This window comes from Mangrovimonas sp. CR14, assembly GCF_011764015.1.
GTDB lineage: Bacteria > Bacteroidota > Bacteroidia > Flavobacteriales > Flavobacteriaceae > Mangrovimonas > Mangrovimonas futianensis.
On sequence record NZ_JAAFZY010000009.1, the window covers coordinates 132933 to 147726 of the forward strand.

Below are 14794 nucleotides of genomic sequence, written 5' to 3' on the forward strand. Positions count from 1 at the left end.
CAATCATGTATTTGAAGCAATTCAAACCAAAAGTCTTCCTGGTTCTATTTTTGATAGGCGTCAATGCACTTAGCGCTCAAGATTCTAAAAGTTATGCTTCAAAGCAAGGAGTTGTTTTAGAGGAGTTCTTGTATGAGAAGGCTCCATTTCCTCAATGTCATTCTGCAAGTTTAGTGGAATTGAGTGATGGTGCTTTGCTTTGTACCTTTTTTGGAGGTACCCATGAAAGGCATTCTGATGTTGAGATTTATCTCAGTAGAAAACCTAAGGGTGGCGAATGGTCCTTACCAATTAGTGTGGCCGATGGTGTGCAACCTGATGGAACGCGCTACCCAACGTGGAACCCTGTATTATTTCAGCCTCAAGGCGGACCTTTGATGCTTTTTTATAAGGTAGGCCCAACTCCTTCAGAATGGTGGGGCGAATTCAAAACATCTAAAGATTCTGGCCAAACATGGTCCTTGGCCACTAAATTAGAAATGCCCCTTTTAGGCCCTATTAAAAACAAACCCATACAATTAGCAGATGGCACCATTCTCTCAGGTTCTAGTCATGAAAAGGAGGGATGGCAAGTGCATATTGAACGCAGTTTAGATGGCGGTCAAACATGGAACTTTGTAGGTCCTCTCAATAATCTGGAACACCTCAAAGCTATCCAACCCACCTTGCTCACCTACCCAAACGGACGTATTCAACTGTTGGCGCGCACTGCAACGGATGATGCGGTGATAGCTGAAAGTTGGAGTGACGATGGTGGTCTTAGCTGGTCTGAGATGCGAGCTACCAGTTTACCCAATAATAACTCGGGTATCGATGCTGTGTCCCTTCAAGATGGGCGACAGTTACTTGTTTATAACCACAGCACCAAAAACCAAGAGAAAATGGGACATAAGGGACGGGGCGTGATGAACTTGGCTCTAACCAGAGACGGACAACATTGGGAGGCCGCCTTGGTTTTAGATTATTTGGATGCACCAGAGAGACATTTTGCTTATCCAGCGGTGATACAAACGTCAGATGGATTGGTGCATATCGTTTATACTTGGCATCGTATGCGTATAAAACATGTCGTCATTAATCCAGAGGAGTTGGTTACGGTTCCTATAGTGGATGGGGAATGGCCTTATTATAAAATACCTTTGATACCTAGTAAAGAAATAGTAGATTGATTGGAATAGATAAAGGAATCTGAAAAATATTAATCTATTTTGTCAAGCCCAATTTTATAAATGTTACCAAAACCATTTAAGGTACTATGGGAAAGTTCTTTTATTGCCTTGACATTTTTTAGATCCTCGTTATTAATTTCCATTCGTTCACTGGTAAAATAGAAATTACCGTTTTCCCAATCAATAAAAGGGCAATAATCTAGTTTGTTAGAGTTTATCAGTTCCCCCATGTTTTCTGATGGACTCCAAATACCACCTTCATTTTTTCGACTCATATACAAATCACCACCACCCAAGTCATCGTCTCTGCCATAGGAGCTAAATATAATAAGATCTTCCTTAGGACTTATATAGGCATTGAATTCATAAGCGCCTGAGTTTATTTCAAGTGGTAATGGTTTGGGAGCTTTGAAATTTCCCGCCTCATATTCTGACATAAAAATATCTTCACGACCTACACCGTCTTCTCTAGTGGCAGTAAAGAATAAATTTCCTTTATCACTTAAGGAAGGAAAAAATTCATCTCCTCTGGTGTTGATTATGGAATCCAAGGCTTCCGGTTCAGACCATAAACCTTCAATTTTATCACTGTACCAAATGTTGTAATCATGCCTTGTGCTATCATTGTAAATGGGTCTATTGGAAGCAAAGTACAAGGTATTCCCGTTATTGGTGTAAAAAGGTTCAATATCTTGGTGCTTTCCTGATATAGACATCATTTTTGGTTCCAGCCACTTTCCATTTTCTTTCTTTAAAAGCACCAAGCACCTTTTGGTTTGTTTATAATCGCCTAGAGTATAAATAATTTCATCACCTTGCGGATTTATGGCTAGGTCCCTTTCATAAAGGGAAGTTGAAATGATACCTTGTCCAAAAAGTGTCAAAGTATCCGAAACACTTTGAATATCTATTGTAGAAGTTGGCTCTTGAGTAGTAATATGAGATTGACAGTTTAGTAAAAACAGAAGCCAAAGAAAAATAAAGGTTTTATACGTTGTTTTTTTGTAGCCGATGGTTTTCATATTGTGTTAAGCAAGCAAGCGGTAATTACTTGCATAGTAGTCTTTTATTATTCCTTATGAGATTTAAATATTTTTTCAAATGCATGATAGACTCCTAAATGTAAAGCGTCTCCATGTGTTTTGTCGTCCAAAAAATCAAAGAATAAAGAGGTATGTTGTTTTCTATTCTTCTCAAGTAGATCAAACAGTTCTTTTGCTGTCCGCTCCATGACTTCTCCTTCTTTTCCTACGGCAATAAAAATTGATTTTTTGGAATCAAAAGGTTTTGGTTGTCTATCTAATAACTTCTCGTCGTCCCACCATAAACTGGGGCTAACAATAATAAAGTTGTCAAAAAGATATGGTTTTTCAAATAGAATTTCGGTTGCTAATAAGCCCCCTAATGACTGACCAATAATCGTTTTCATGGTAGTAGTTCGATAGGTAGCATCAATATAGGGCTGTAGTTCTTGTTCCAAAAAGCTTATAAATTTTTCCGATTGTCCAGAGGATGGAAACTCCTTTTGGTCTAGTTTATTTTTAGATGGATATGTGAAATCCCGTTGTCTATCTATATTTCCTATACCAACAACAATGGATTCTGGGACCATATTAATCCAGGAAAAAGAACCAAATTGAACAATTCCAGAAACATGTATAAAGTCTTCATTTCTTGAGCCGTCCAGCAAATAAATTACGGGATATGTTTTTAAACTTTCTGTTGAATAACTTGAAGGCAAGTATATATTTAATGCTCTGGTCTCCTCTAATATGTTTGATTTTATAGTAATGGTTTTACCAAGTGAAAAATCTGTTTCGCTTAGTTTTTCTGGTAACTCTTGCCCAACAAGGAGATGGGTTAAGAGTATGAATATCATACTTAAAAAGGTATGGTTCATGTCTATATTTTTAAGTAAGTATAAAGGTAATTATTTTTAACGGCGCTTGAGTGAGCGATGGAATATTCCAAGTGTTATCGAAGTGTTTTTATTCAATAGTTTGAATGATTTTCAAGATATTCAAATACTTCTTAAATTCTATAATCTCTGGATATGATTTAGCATAAATTTCAGGACTGTTAAAACCATAGGTTCTATACTTATCACCCACCTTAAATTGTACAATATAAGTGGTCGCGTGTAGAACTGTTGTGAAACTTTGCTGAACTTCCCCTGTTTCAAGATCTATATAGGTGGGAGCAATATTGATAGAACTGTTATCCGGTAGATTAAAAATATCATTCTCAACTAACTGTCTAAAGATTTCAGCAAGCTCTTGCTTACTATCGTTATGTTTCATCATTAATGCCTCATTGGAATCCAGAATGTATTTTTTTGTATTCCATTTCTCATCATAATAAAGAGAGATGAGTGTATCCGTTTTCATATCTGGGGCAATGAGAAATCTAATTTCGATGGTATTTTTAGAGTTTTGTATTGGAGGCAATATTCCTTTAAATATGGCATTGCCTAAGTCTGTCGTATCTCCCAGGACGTTGCCGACGAAAGTGAAATTTTCAGGAATGTTTTGGCCATGGAACAATGGCGTTACAAAAAGCAAAAAAATAAGGCAGATACATTTTTTCATTTATTTCTGGCCACGATTCGTTTATGGTTTTATTTTTTGAAATCCAGGATGTTTTCTGAGTAGGCCAGAACCATGTAATTATTTTTAAAGGGTATTGGCTTAATGCGGTTCTTATTAGTTCAATTTAATTTTCTTGTTTTTTCCAATAAATAGGTACAATAGCGAACCTAATAATGGAATGAATATGACTACTAAAACCCATATTAATTTGTCATTTTGAGCAAATTTATTTTTTAAAATATCAATCAAACAATAAATCCAAAGACCTATTGATAATAGAAGTAAAGCTTGCCATATAAAAAGGCCTATCGAGAAATCATTGATCATTATATCCATATTGTGAAATTTTATATTGGGTGTTGTTGGTAGTTTATAAATCAGATTTCATTTATCAACCATATAATTCCAATTCCAGAAAATAAAAACCCAATAATAATGAAAATTATGGGAAAGTAGGTTTTCCAAAAGTCACTATTAATCATTATTTCGTATTCATTATCTTTTTTCAAGTAAATGATTTCAATCGGTTGATTAATCTTCTTTGGGTTTGCGCTAGAGTTTAATTTTTGTGTTGTTTCAATTCCATTTTTGTCGGTAAATCGGACAATAGGGTAGTAGTAAGTACTTGAATATCCGTCAGCATCTTCACTTTCTTCCTCAAAGTAATCAATTATTTTTGCTTGAGTTTTAATTCCGTTTGCTTGTATTCTACTATTCGAACTTCGAATATAGAATCCTGCATATAAAAATCCACAACCAATAATTAAAAAAATTAGTCCGCCGAGTAATTCTTTATTGTAAAAAAAGGTGCCGAAAATCACAATTAAAAGTCCAATTTGTAAAATGTGTTTTTTTAAATAAGTGGTCATCTTTAAATTGTTAGTAACGGTCTCATAAAACCGTCAGTTATCGGTTTGTTTTACTTTGTTTTTAGGTTTGGCACTATCATTATTAATTCCGAGTGGATTCTAGCCTGCCCTGAGCGTATACGAATCCGCCGTAATTGCAGTTATACGTTATTGTACAACGTTTTTTCATTTTCTATTGTCTTCTACGACTCTGAATTTAGTTGCTCGTTCTATTTCATTTCCATTCGGCTTAATCTGCAAAAGATATGTTCCAGCCAAGTAATCAACTCCATTTTCGGCAATGTCTTTAATTTCGAGGATGTCGGTTTTAATTATATTATCAATTTCGTTTCTGTCCAAACTTATTGATTGTCCGTTGATTTTATATTTTCCATAAACGTATTCACTAAATCCGATTGCGTGATTATCGAAAATATAAGTTCCGTCTGTTTTAAAGTCGATACTTGTTCCGTTAAAATCTCCATCATAATATGCCCGAAGCAAAGTCGGTTTATTAAATTCAGAGTTGTTTTTCCAATTTAGTCCGATAATCAGTCCGATGAATAAAATTCCTATTATTGGTCCAATTAAAAATCTGTTATTTTTAGTCAGTTTATATTGTTTAATATCTTTTGTTGTAGACCAAATCCAATATGCAATTCCAAATAGTGCGATTCCTCCAAATATTATTCCATCAAACATAAAACTCGAAAACCTGAATTGGTATATTCGATAAGTTAGGAATAGTCCAATTCCTAAAATCACAATCAATCGTATTATCTGTTTTTTGTTTTTCACCCGATTTTTATCGAAATGTTGGACAACGTATTTTATTCGTAATATTCTATTTGTCGTTCCCAAACCATACTTAATTCCCCATTCGAACTTCTCATTTTTGTTATCCAATTACCATTTTTATCATACACATATTTGAATGATGTTTGATGTGTTTGTTTGTTTTGTTCATTAAACCAATTTTGAATTATTAGATTATCCATCTTATCATATTCAGACATAAATTTCGTAAAACTTCCATCTGGATTAAATTTGAACTGCATATTTTCATTTCCATCCTTATTGTAAGAGTAGGTTCTTCTGTCTCTTAAACTTCCATCTGGTTTATATCTGAATTGCTCAACTTTTTTCTTGTCTGAAGTATAATTGTAAACATGTTTCCAGCCATTTTCGCTTCCAGGTTTCTTCAATATCATCTCAATATTATTCCCGTTTTCATCATATCTATTAGATTGGATATTGATCAAATTATTTTCTTCATCGTAGGTTTTGACCTCAATCATATTTTCGTTAGAATCGTATTCGTAAGTCCAATAGCTTTTTATTTCACCCGATGAGTTTTTCTTTGTAGCTTTTTGAGCATCTCCTTTTTCATTTCTTTCATAAATTGTTATTTCGTATAAAGAACCATCCGTTTCATACTGAACAAATTCGATTGTCTTTTCATTTTTATCAAAAATCGTATATGAATTTAGTTTCGATTCAAAAAGATTATCCCTACTTTTCAATTCTCCATTTTCAACTTTATATAAGACTTCTTTTACCATTTTTATTTTTGGTTTAAGACTGTCTTTAGTCGACTGAGCAATAAGATTCATTCCTGAAAATGAAAACAGAATTATAAGTAATAAAATGTATTTCATAGGTTTTTTCATATGTAAGACAAAGGTTGGGCTATGATTTCGGCGTGGAATCGTCCGCAGGAAATTCCGCGTAAGAAATCAGCATTCTTAAATTTACATATTTTCCCGAATAGGGCATAAGCCACGCTGAATTATAGCAGTTGTTAGCGGCAGTATTTAAAATATTTTAGCCGCAGTTTTTAAAATTTCTTTATGCGTTGCACTTTCGGGGTTATTACAATTTATAATATCGGGTAGTATCGTGAAATTTGTTATTCTTTTACCATTTGTGTGTTGAAATAAAAATATGTCAGAACAACCAAGACTTGATTTACAGTATTTGTCACTATCTTTAATTTTATCAAAGTTGATAGATTCTATTACTTTTCTTAATTCATTTTTTATTTTTTGATCATTTATTTTCTTAGTAAAATTAAGGTTAGATAAATTTTCTTCTTCTTCCATTTCTTTTATTAAATAAGAAAAAAGTCTTAAATGTGAAGTGTCAATATTATATTCGACCATTTCTTCATAAGCAGCTCCAGCACCAGGAAATTTCCATATTCGAATAGTATTGGTCGACAATTTCGAAATAGGCATTAAATTCAATTTGTGTAATGGATATTGAATTTCATTTAATAGATATTTATTAACATTGGTCTTAGTTGCTTCAAATTGTGATGTGTGGAAATCAGAAGAATTGTTTAGACAACCAATACAAATAGTGAAAACTATGTATTGAATGATTTTTTTCATATTGCCGCTACAGGTTTTGTTATGGTTTCGTTGCGTGTTTCAGCAACTAATTTAGTAAATAAAAACAGGCTTTAATTCAGCGCGAGGATTTTCCAAAGGAAAATCAGAAGCAATGAGCTATACATGTTGTTGTGGCACGTTTTATTTGTTCAATTGTTTTTTTATTCTCTCTTGGATTAACAGAAAACTCAGAATTATAATAATTCCTATTCCGATTGCAGATAAGCCATATTTAAATAATCCGGTTAGAAAGAATGTTGGAAAACTACCATAATGTCCTCTTTCTGATTTTTGAACGAGTATATCTATTATATAAGAATTCTCCAAAAAGTAATAAAGGACAAGGCAGATTAATCCAATTAAGTAAAGTCTCAAGATTTTATAAATTCTCTTATTCTTCATAAATCATAACTAACCAGTACAATGGCTAGAGCTACATGAAAAATAGTACCTAAACTCATCAAAATCAATTTCCGTCCCATTTTCTTGTCTTTAGTGCGTTTAATTCCAGGGTTATAAGTTGAGTTGTAAGTTCCATTTAATTTTATAAAAATCAAATAAAATGGTCCTAATAGAAAGAGGGTGATTTCGGATTCTGGAAATTTATTTGATTCACCCATGGATTAGAAAATGTGGTAATACATTGTTGTACTTTCTTTATTTTTTATTTTCATAAAGCTCAATCGCTTTTAAATAATTAATTCCGCCAGTCTTTGTTTGGTCGTAGATAAAACCATTTAGTTCTGGGTGATTTTTGTCAATCCAATTAAGGAGCCCGTCTCTGTTTTTCACAAATACTGAATCGTTGAAAATCACATATTTTGTTGTTTCAATACTGCTTATTTTATCCTTGTCAAAACGGATAACTTGTTCAGTCACAATAGGTTCTTTGTGAAGGAAAGAGATTCTTTTGTCCGTTTTTGAAATTTTAGCTCTTACGGTTCCGTTTTCCTGTCTGATTTCGAGGATTTTGTATGTCGGTTCAAACACAGAATCCCATTTTAGCCATTCCACGTACTCCTTTTTGGAAAATGTCTGTTCATAATCGTATTCGGTTTCCTTTGTTGATAGGCTATCAGTCAGCAAAGTTTCGATTCCAGAAACATTTGATTTGTCAAGAACTTCATAGTATTTCTTGACAATTTCCAATTTGTCAATTTCCTTTTCAGAAGTTTTACAGGAAATAATCCCGATCGCAACAAACAATAAAAGAACTTTGATTTTATTCATTCTGCGCTTGGTTGGTCATATTGTGCTACAACGGTTTGTGTATGGCTCGATGCGGGTTTGCGTGCGAGGATTTTCCGAAGGAAAATCAGACGTAGCAAACGTGCAACGACCTTTGTTTTAGCACAACACCAGCAATTTTTTATATACAGTGTTGGCTGTAGTTTTTTATTTTTTTATTACTATTTCATTATTGTTTTCTAGCGCAACACTTTTAAATTCTTCGAAGTATTTTGAATTCCATCGAGGCCATACTCTAATTGATTTTTCAATATTATTTTTATCTCGATAATATATTTTCCAAATATCTCGGTCATTGATTTCCGCAAGAGTTTTTTTTATTTTTTTTATATTTTTAAATGGTATTTTTTCATCCAAATTTTTAGATAAAATGAACAAGTGTTGATTGTCAAATTCGATTGATTTAGCTCTATCAAAAACAAAATATAATCCAGTAAGCATGAAGATGAAAAAAGTCAGAATTCCGATTGCTAAAAGGTCATTTTTATTTTCAGTCAAAATTTTAATAACGATTCCTAACATTATAATTCCTATAATGATTGGTGCAAATCTCCAATTTCTTGTATTCGTTGATATTCGTTTTCTCATTTTTTTAATTACAGCCAACGGTTTGGCTATGGTTTCGTTGCGTGAAAATCCGCGAGGATTTTCCGCCGTAAACCGAAGATAGCAAATTTGCGAGGACTTTCCGAGAGGAAAGTCAGAAGCAATGAACTATAGCCGGTGTTGTAAACAGTTTTTTATCCGTCATAACCGAACCATTCATTCAAGCATTTAACTTTGTCTGTCTCAATTTCTTTAAACTTATTTTCGTTTAAATCAATAATCCAAGTTTTTAATATTTTGTCGAAATATTCAACTTCCTCATTCTCAACCAAGCTAAATATTATTTTATCATCAGGATTTTCAATTAAATCACATTGAGTCAAGGCAATATATTGATCGGAATTTTTAAATGTCAAACTCACTTCATCAAGAATTGAATAATTGGATTTGGGTGATGAGTTTTTTATTATTTTTTCTAGAATTAAGACTTTTAAACTGTCCTTTTTAATATAAACCAAAGCTTTATCTGAATTACCTAAAACTTGTCCGCTGATTTTTTCAAATCCGTTATACTTTTCCAATTCTGTAATATCCCGAAAAATCACATTTTCAGAATTCTTTTTTGAGATTGAATTGTTGTCAGATTTGGGTTTCGTTTCTGAATTATTTTTGTCAAGTTCAAGTTTTGAATCAGTATTTCTTTCTGGTGATTTCTTTTCTTGTTGACAACTAAAAGTTAAAAAAAGAACTAAAATTATAATGCTTTTTATGGTTTTCATAAATTGTTTACAACGGTTGGTGTAAGGATAGTTGCGTGTGCAAGCAACTAACTTACTAAAAATGGAACTAACCAGAGGAAAATCCGCAGGATTTTCCGAGTAGGCTAGAACCAAGCAATTATTTTTACACGGTGTTGTGTACCGTTTTTATTATTTTTCTATATTCTAAATTCCGTTTAATTGATGCGTATAATAAAATTCCAATGCCTATAAAAAGAGCAAGAATTATTGAATGAAATCCACTGTTCCAAATAGCATTGAAAACTAAAAATATTAAAAGTCCTGAAAGTATGTAAATATTGAAAATCATATTCGAAAGATTTGACTTTGCTTGTTCGAAATCAATCGCTTTCTTTTTATTTTGGTCAATATTTAATTCAGATGTTAGTTTTTCGAAGTTCTCAAATTCCAAATCACTAATTTCCACAGTTCCGCTAAAGTCAGTAACCTTAATTTTTCTGTATACTGTTCCTCTGAAAGCAAAGAAGTTTTCCGCTTTCAGACCTTTAATTTTATTCAGGTCAATTTTTTGTTTTTTAAACCAAAATGGATGGATTGAAATGATTTTATTTTTGTCAATAATTAATATTCTGAATTTGTATAGAAAGTAAAAAAGAATTCCAATTGTGATTAAGATAAAAAGTCCGACGAAAAATTTACCAATGAAGATTAAATCGCCCGTAAATAAGTTTTTGTCAAACGCAAAGTAGGTCAGAGTTCCTCCACATAAAGTCATTATGAAAAACCAAAAAGTTGTAAAGATGTTATTAATTCCGATTTTCATTCAGGTTCGAGGTTTTTTTCAAAATGGTACACAACGGTTTGTGTATAGTTTCGTTGCGTGAAAATCCGCTAGGATTTTCGTGTTAAGAAACTAAGATAATAAAGTTGCGAGGATTTTCCGTGAGGAAAATCGGAAGCAATGAATTATACACTGTGTTGGCAACTGTTATTTTATTATTTCCCATTTTATTTTCTTGGGATTATTAATTATATAAGTCAAGCTTTCAATTTTGAGAGACTCACAAAGGTCTTCCGTCTTATTATTTAGATAATACAGAAGTTCAATTGTGTCATCTTTAAATTCAACGTTTAATTCATATTTTCCACAAGCATTTCCAGCAGTAAAAGTTTTAGCTACTATAATATCCTCAAAATATTTCACATCAATTCTATCGGTGTCAAATTCGTAATCAATCCATTCACCATTTTTATACATTGCTCCTGGTTCACCTACTTCTTCAGATTTGAATCCGATTAGATTTTCATTAATTGGCGTTTTTGCTTTTTCACAGGAAATTGAAATCAGAGTTAAAATTATTAAAATCAATCTTCTCATAATCGATACGCTTCAGTTTTAATAGTTGCCAACGGTTAGTATAACCGTCAGTTATCGGTTTAGTTTACTTTGTTTTTCGGTTTAGCACTGGCGTTAGCAATTCCGAGTGGATTCGGACGTAGTCGAATCCGCCGTAATTGCGGTTATACATTGTTGTAGTGCGTTTTTCATTTTTCAGATAACAGTTTTACAATATTCATTCGATATTCTTCATCCTTTTCATTCAATTCGAGAGTTCCGTTTTTTAAGTCAGGATTGAGGAATATTTCTGCGTATAAATTCTGCTCATCATTTTCGTCAAAGAATAGTTTAAAATGAAATCGTCCATTTTCTAAAATAGCTTTCTCTTTATTTAATGGGAAAGCAGTAAAAATCAGTTTTTCGCTTGTAAATACCGATGATTTTGGCTGTCCATAAAGTTTAGATATAACTTCGATTAGTTTGTCGCTTTCTTTTCCGATTGACTGAATTTCAACTCCTTTTGATGCAAAACTTGTGTTGTCAATTTCTTTACCTACAATTCCTGCTGGAATTCCGTCCGCAATATTGATTTTCAGTCCGACTGTTTGGTTTTCATATTTTGCTTTACAGGTCAAACTCCAAAATCCGTTGTCTAATTTTACTTTTTGAGTTATTGTGAAAATTAAATCTTGCCAACCTTCTTCTGCGTCTTGATTAGAAGTCAATTCAATCAGTTTTTTATTTTGGCTACATCCAAAAATGCCACTTAAAATGCCCATTAATAATATTAGTTTCTTAATTTTCATTGGTTAGTCAAAATGCACTACAACGGTTTGTGTATGGCTTGTTGCGGGAAATCCACGAGGATTTTCCGCCGTAATCTAAAGATAGCAAATTGCAATGAATTCCGATTAGGAATTCAGCCGCAATGAGCTATACACGGTGTTGTGGTGTCGTTTTTATTTTTTCAATTAATTCGTCATTAAATATAATTAATTCCACCTTTTCTGGTTCCCAACTGTCCTCTATTAATTCTCCAAAGTCAGAATAGAAAACATCCCATTTTAAATTTAAGCGATTGCCAATCTCAATTATTAATTTACTTAAATCGTTCCTTTTTTCTTTTAGTTCAGACATAAACCAATTTCCTAAACCATTTGCTGAATCTAAATCACTTGAAAAAGACAAATAATATTTGGGAACATTGTTTTCGTAAATAATTGTTTCATTATATTCAATTTCCAGAAAGGGTAAGAACCTTTCATTTCCTTTTCCCTCAACTAAATATGATTCCGTTTCTAAAATTATTTTATCCATTTAGATATTTCGGATTATTCATTTCTTTATCCAATTCAGATTGTCGAAAAAATGGCCATACTCTTTCGTCTCCAACTTCAATATTTTCAGCTTCTTTTTTGTCCGATTTTTTAGGGTAAATCCCAAACGTTATTAAATTCAAAAGCCATTTAAACGGATTAGGAAATTTTGGGTCTTTCCATTCGTATTCGTTGTCCGATTTTAGAAACAAAATAAATCGTTTGATATGTTTTTCTGTTTCATCAGTCAGTTTGTCTTTACCTAGATTTTTATGTTCTCTTAAATCATCGTAACAAAACCAAAATTCACTTTCAATTGCTCGAATTCCTTTATCGTCTGTTGGATAAATTGGCTCAATTCTGTCCATAAATTCAAAGTTCGTTATCGTTCCAGATAGATAATGTCGAAGATTTTCGGCTAATATATTTCTTTGATTTCTGTTCATTCCGCAATTTTGGTCAAATGCACCACAACGGTTGGGCTATGATTTCGGCGTGGAATCGTCCGCAGGACTATTCCGCAGAGAAATCTGTTTAAATATAGGTTTTACTTTTGGTTTTTGCACTGTCGCCACGCTGAATTATAGCCGTTGTTGGCTGTAGTTTTTAATATGTTCTTATTATTTCTGCGTAATTCCTACACCAATTTATTATTTCTCCCTTTTCATTAAATTCAATATGATAGGTAATCCACAAATTCTCGTGAGTTTCGTGAATATTCACAAAAATCCGTTCAGTTCCGTCAATTTCTTTGTGAGGTGCTGTGATATTTAATCTTGGATAATTTCCTTTTCCTCTTTTTTTTACTTTAAATTTCTTTCTATTAAGGTTAGAAAAGCCCAATTCAAATCTATCTGAATCAATGTTCATCTGGGTTTCGACATAATCTTTTAGAGGTTCAAATTGTTCATTACTTTTCCATTTTATTCCCAAACAACTTGGGTTATTAAAAACAAAATAGTCAGGTTTAAAATCAAGCACGTATGGATAAACTTTTACTTTCTTTTTAGTCGGAAAGGAATCGATTATTTTTGATTGATAAAAGTCAAACGCAATTTGCTCATAAAATGGAAATTCAGTCTGCGAGAATCCGATTCCGCAATTGAGTAAGAAAGTCAGAAGTATTGCTTTTTTCAAATCTTTCTGTTTAAAATTCATTTCCAATTTAATCCAGTTAATTTTTATAGAAAAGTCTTAATGAGTAAACACGAATTTTCAATTAGTTAACGGACTTTTTAAATTACAGCCAACGGTGTGTGTAACCTCGTCGTTGCGTGGTTTTGGTACTAAAATAGCTAAAAAGTACCGACTTTTCCGCTAGCGAGGATTTTCCGATGAGGAAAATCAGAAGCAATGCGGGTTACACGTTGTTGTGTGTAGTGTTTTTTTAATCCCACCATACTGAATAAATTTTATATCCGTTTTTTAAATCAGGAGCATTAATTGGCTTTCCGTACATCCATTCCTCGTGAATTTCGTCAGGTTGTAGGTCAGTCAATTTTGATTTAATTTCCTCTAATGATAATTTAGAAATCACATAAACAGTATCCGTAAACGGCCAGTCTAAATCTTCTACATCTTGAATTCGGACTAATATTCTTTCTACCATTTCCGAGTTTTCCAATTCGGTCAATTTTTTATAAAATTCCTGTGGTGATGGCTGGTCAACATGAATATTTGGTCCAATTGAAGCACGGTCATTATTTCCGTCAAAAAAGTCTTTTAATGAAACGACAATTTCGTTGTCAGGATATCCAAGTGAATTAATTTTCTCAACCAACTTTTCCTTTCTGCTCTTGCAACCAGTCATAAAAATCAAAGTCAAAATTATTATTAATATTCTACTCATAATCGTTTGGTCAACATTACACACAACGGTTTAGTATAACCGTCAGTTACTGGTTAATATGCGTTAATATTCGGTTTAGCACACACGTTAGCAATTCCGAGTGGATTCGGACGTAGTCGAATCCGCCGTAATTGCGGTTATACATTGTTGTGTGTAGTTTTTTATTCATATTCCGATTTATGAAACTCCAACATTTTGTCAGTCAAAAGATTTATTTCTTTTTTCTCTTTTAGTTTAAAATCCGCAAAGAATAACAGTCCGAAAATGGTCAACGCGATTGGCAAAATCCAATTTCCTTTAATCAGAGAAACTATTATAGTCAGAATTCCAAGTCCGATTAATATTTTTCCAGCAATATTCATTGGTGGCTTAAAATCAAATTTCAAGTCATAATTCCCATTCTCATTTATAATTCCGATTAACCTGTGATTGTTCGGAAAGCGTTTTGGCATTAATTCAAACTTTTCAGGTCCGATATAACCAGTATAAAATCCATTCACAATTAGTTTGTTTAGGATTTTCAAATTTTTGTCAGATTTGGTTATTGTTTGTCTCATTGCTCAAATTACACACAACGGTTGGGCTATGATTTCGGCGTGGAATCGTCCGTAGGACATTCCGCGTAAGAAATCAGCTTGGTTAAATTTACATATTTTCCAGAATAGGGCATAAGCCACGCTGAATTATAGCCGTTGTTGTAAAACGTAATTTTATTTTTCAGTTTTTCATAAGGCATAATTCTTTTCTTATCCAAGTTT

The 14794-nt window shown here is 32.7% G+C and carries 21 protein-coding genes; 1 reads left to right on the forward strand and 20 read right to left on the reverse strand.

The annotated features are described in order from the left end of the window. Positions 1 to 5: 5 nt before the first annotated feature. On the forward strand, positions 6 to 1169 hold the full coding sequence (locus GZ212_RS15690) for an exo-alpha-sialidase (RefSeq protein ID WP_166962337.1): 1164 nt from the start codon (positions 6 to 8) through the stop codon (positions 1167 to 1169). A gap of 29 nt (positions 1170 to 1198) precedes the next feature. Here the strand turns inward: GZ212_RS15690 and GZ212_RS15695 are convergent, their stop codons facing one another. The 20 genes from GZ212_RS15695 to GZ212_RS15790 form a co-directional block, all read right to left on the reverse strand. Further along, positions 1199 to 2191, reverse strand: a complete 993-nt coding sequence (locus GZ212_RS15695) for a PD40 domain-containing protein (RefSeq protein ID WP_166962340.1) — start codon at positions 2189 to 2191, stop codon at positions 1199 to 1201. Positions 2192 to 2238: 47 nt separating this feature from the next. After that, a complete protein-coding gene (locus tag GZ212_RS15700) occupies positions 2239 to 3069 on the reverse strand; it encodes an alpha/beta hydrolase (RefSeq protein ID WP_166962343.1) in 831 nt (276 codons plus the stop codon). 88 nt (positions 3070 to 3157) lie between these two features. Beyond that, positions 3158 to 3757 carry a hypothetical protein gene (locus GZ212_RS15705; RefSeq protein WP_166962347.1) on the reverse strand — a complete coding sequence of 200 codons (600 nt, stop codon included), beginning with the start codon at positions 3755 to 3757 and terminating at the stop codon, positions 3158 to 3160. Between the two features lie 114 nt (positions 3758 to 3871). Further along, positions 3872 to 4093: a PLD nuclease N-terminal domain-containing protein gene (locus GZ212_RS15710; protein ID WP_166962350.1), complete on the reverse strand. Its 222-nt coding sequence runs from the start codon at positions 4091 to 4093 to the stop codon at positions 3872 to 3874. 41 nt (positions 4094 to 4134) lie between these two features. Further along, positions 4135 to 4626 carry a DUF3592 domain-containing protein gene (locus GZ212_RS15715; RefSeq protein ID WP_166962353.1) on the reverse strand — a complete coding sequence of 164 codons (492 nt, stop codon included), beginning with the start codon at positions 4624 to 4626 and terminating at the stop codon, positions 4135 to 4137. 165 nt (positions 4627 to 4791) lie between these two features. After that, a complete protein-coding gene (locus tag GZ212_RS15720; RefSeq protein ID WP_206080468.1) occupies positions 4792 to 5307 on the reverse strand; it encodes a hypothetical protein in 516 nt (171 codons plus the stop codon). Between the two features lie 128 nt (positions 5308 to 5435). Continuing rightward, complete coding sequence (locus GZ212_RS15725) at positions 5436 to 6263, reverse strand: hypothetical protein (RefSeq protein WP_166962359.1); 828 nt, start codon at positions 6261 to 6263, stop codon at positions 5436 to 5438. Positions 6264 to 6419: 156 nt separating this feature from the next. Continuing rightward, positions 6420 to 6998, reverse strand: a complete 579-nt coding sequence (locus GZ212_RS15730; protein WP_166962362.1) for a hypothetical protein — start codon at positions 6996 to 6998, stop codon at positions 6420 to 6422. A gap of 398 nt (positions 6999 to 7396) precedes the next feature. After that, complete coding sequence (locus tag GZ212_RS15735) at positions 7397 to 7618, reverse strand: hypothetical protein (protein WP_166962365.1); 222 nt, start codon at positions 7616 to 7618, stop codon at positions 7397 to 7399. A 37-nt stretch (positions 7619 to 7655) separates the two neighbouring features. Further along, positions 7656 to 8228: a hypothetical protein gene (locus GZ212_RS15740; protein WP_166962368.1), complete on the reverse strand. Its 573-nt coding sequence runs from the start codon at positions 8226 to 8228 to the stop codon at positions 7656 to 7658. A gap of 165 nt (positions 8229 to 8393) precedes the next feature. Beyond that, positions 8394 to 8834, reverse strand: a complete 441-nt coding sequence (locus GZ212_RS15745) for a hypothetical protein (protein ID WP_166962371.1) — start codon at positions 8832 to 8834, stop codon at positions 8394 to 8396. A 152-nt stretch (positions 8835 to 8986) separates the two neighbouring features. Next, positions 8987 to 9571, reverse strand: a complete 585-nt coding sequence (locus GZ212_RS15750; protein ID WP_166962374.1) for a hypothetical protein — start codon at positions 9569 to 9571, stop codon at positions 8987 to 8989. 124 nt (positions 9572 to 9695) lie between these two features. After that, positions 9696 to 10355 carry a hypothetical protein gene (locus tag GZ212_RS15755; RefSeq protein ID WP_166962377.1) on the reverse strand — a complete coding sequence of 220 codons (660 nt, stop codon included), beginning with the start codon at positions 10353 to 10355 and terminating at the stop codon, positions 9696 to 9698. 165 nt (positions 10356 to 10520) lie between these two features. After that, positions 10521 to 10910, reverse strand: a complete 390-nt coding sequence (locus GZ212_RS15760; RefSeq protein ID WP_166962380.1) for a hypothetical protein — start codon at positions 10908 to 10910, stop codon at positions 10521 to 10523. A gap of 167 nt (positions 10911 to 11077) precedes the next feature. Beyond that, positions 11078 to 11677: a hypothetical protein gene (locus GZ212_RS15765; RefSeq protein WP_166962058.1), complete on the reverse strand. Its 600-nt coding sequence runs from the start codon at positions 11675 to 11677 to the stop codon at positions 11078 to 11080. 127 nt (positions 11678 to 11804) lie between these two features. After that, entirely contained in the window at positions 11805 to 12188 is a 384-nt protein-coding gene (locus tag GZ212_RS15770) for a hypothetical protein (protein ID WP_166962383.1), read from the reverse strand. Continuing rightward, complete coding sequence (locus GZ212_RS15775; protein WP_166962386.1) at positions 12181 to 12633, reverse strand: hypothetical protein; 453 nt, start codon at positions 12631 to 12633, stop codon at positions 12181 to 12183. The genes GZ212_RS15770 and GZ212_RS15775 overlap by 8 nt, the downstream gene beginning before the upstream one ends. A 160-nt stretch (positions 12634 to 12793) precedes the next feature. Next, entirely contained in the window at positions 12794 to 13324 is a 531-nt protein-coding gene (locus GZ212_RS15780; protein WP_166962389.1) for a hypothetical protein, read from the reverse strand. 250 nt (positions 13325 to 13574) lie between these two features. Further along, the gene (locus tag GZ212_RS15785; protein ID WP_166962392.1) at positions 13575 to 14036 is read right to left on the reverse strand and encodes a hypothetical protein; all 462 of its coding nucleotides are present in this window, start codon (positions 14034 to 14036) and stop codon (positions 13575 to 13577) included. Between the two features lie 161 nt (positions 14037 to 14197). Continuing rightward, positions 14198 to 14593, reverse strand: coding sequence for a hypothetical protein (locus tag GZ212_RS15790; protein WP_166962396.1), 396 nt, complete (start codon positions 14591 to 14593; stop codon positions 14198 to 14200). Positions 14594 to 14794 lie beyond the last annotated feature (201 nt).

Excerpts from the sequence above, each read along its gene's own strand:
- GZ212_RS15765 (WP_166962058.1), bottom strand. The coding sequence starts at position 11,677 with ATGAAAATTAAGAAACTAATATTATTAATGGGCATTTTAAGTGGCATT.
- GZ212_RS15770 (WP_166962383.1), bottom strand. The coding sequence starts at position 12,188 with ATGGATAAAATAATTTTAGAAACGGAATCATATTTAGTTGAGGGAAAA.
- GZ212_RS15745 (WP_166962371.1), bottom strand. The coding sequence starts at position 8,834 with ATGAGAAAACGAATATCAACGAATACAAGAAATTGGAGATTTGCACCA.
- GZ212_RS15725 (WP_166962359.1), bottom strand. The coding sequence starts at position 6,263 with ATGAAATACATTTTATTACTTATAATTCTGTTTTCATTTTCAGGAATG.
- GZ212_RS15785 (WP_166962392.1), bottom strand. The coding sequence starts at position 14,036 with ATGAGTAGAATATTAATAATAATTTTGACTTTGATTTTTATGACTGGT.
- GZ212_RS15775 (WP_166962386.1), bottom strand. The coding sequence starts at position 12,633 with ATGAACAGAAATCAAAGAAATATATTAGCCGAAAATCTTCGACATTAT.
- GZ212_RS15750 (WP_166962374.1), bottom strand. The coding sequence starts at position 9,571 with ATGAAAACCATAAAAAGCATTATAATTTTAGTTCTTTTTTTAACTTTT.
- GZ212_RS15715 (WP_166962353.1), bottom strand. The coding sequence starts at position 4,626 with ATGACCACTTATTTAAAAAAACACATTTTACAAATTGGACTTTTAATT.
- GZ212_RS15740 (WP_166962368.1), bottom strand. The coding sequence starts at position 8,228 with ATGAATAAAATCAAAGTTCTTTTATTGTTTGTTGCGATCGGGATTATT.
- GZ212_RS15730 (WP_166962362.1), bottom strand. The coding sequence starts at position 6,998 with ATGAAAAAAATCATTCAATACATAGTTTTCACTATTTGTATTGGTTGT.
- GZ212_RS15790 (WP_166962396.1), bottom strand. The coding sequence starts at position 14,593 with ATGAGACAAACAATAACCAAATCTGACAAAAATTTGAAAATCCTAAAC.
- GZ212_RS15720 (WP_206080468.1), bottom strand. The coding sequence starts at position 5,307 with ATGTTTGATGGAATAATATTTGGAGGAATCGCACTATTTGGAATTGCA.
- GZ212_RS15695 (WP_166962340.1), bottom strand. The coding sequence starts at position 2,191 with ATGAAAACCATCGGCTACAAAAAAACAACGTATAAAACCTTTATTTTT.
- GZ212_RS15755 (WP_166962377.1), bottom strand. The coding sequence starts at position 10,355 with ATGAAAATCGGAATTAATAACATCTTTACAACTTTTTGGTTTTTCATA.
- GZ212_RS15710 (WP_166962350.1), bottom strand. The coding sequence starts at position 4,093 with ATGGATATAATGATCAATGATTTCTCGATAGGCCTTTTTATATGGCAA.
- GZ212_RS15705 (WP_166962347.1), bottom strand. The coding sequence starts at position 3,757 with ATGAAAAAATGTATCTGCCTTATTTTTTTGCTTTTTGTAACGCCATTG.
- GZ212_RS15760 (WP_166962380.1), bottom strand. The coding sequence starts at position 10,910 with ATGAGAAGATTGATTTTAATAATTTTAACTCTGATTTCAATTTCCTGT.
- GZ212_RS15700 (WP_166962343.1), bottom strand. The coding sequence starts at position 3,069 with ATGAACCATACCTTTTTAAGTATGATATTCATACTCTTAACCCATCTC.
- GZ212_RS15735 (WP_166962365.1), bottom strand. The coding sequence starts at position 7,618 with ATGGGTGAATCAAATAAATTTCCAGAATCCGAAATCACCCTCTTTCTA.
- GZ212_RS15690 (WP_166962337.1), top strand. The coding sequence starts at position 6 with ATGTATTTGAAGCAATTCAAACCAAAAGTCTTCCTGGTTCTATTTTTG.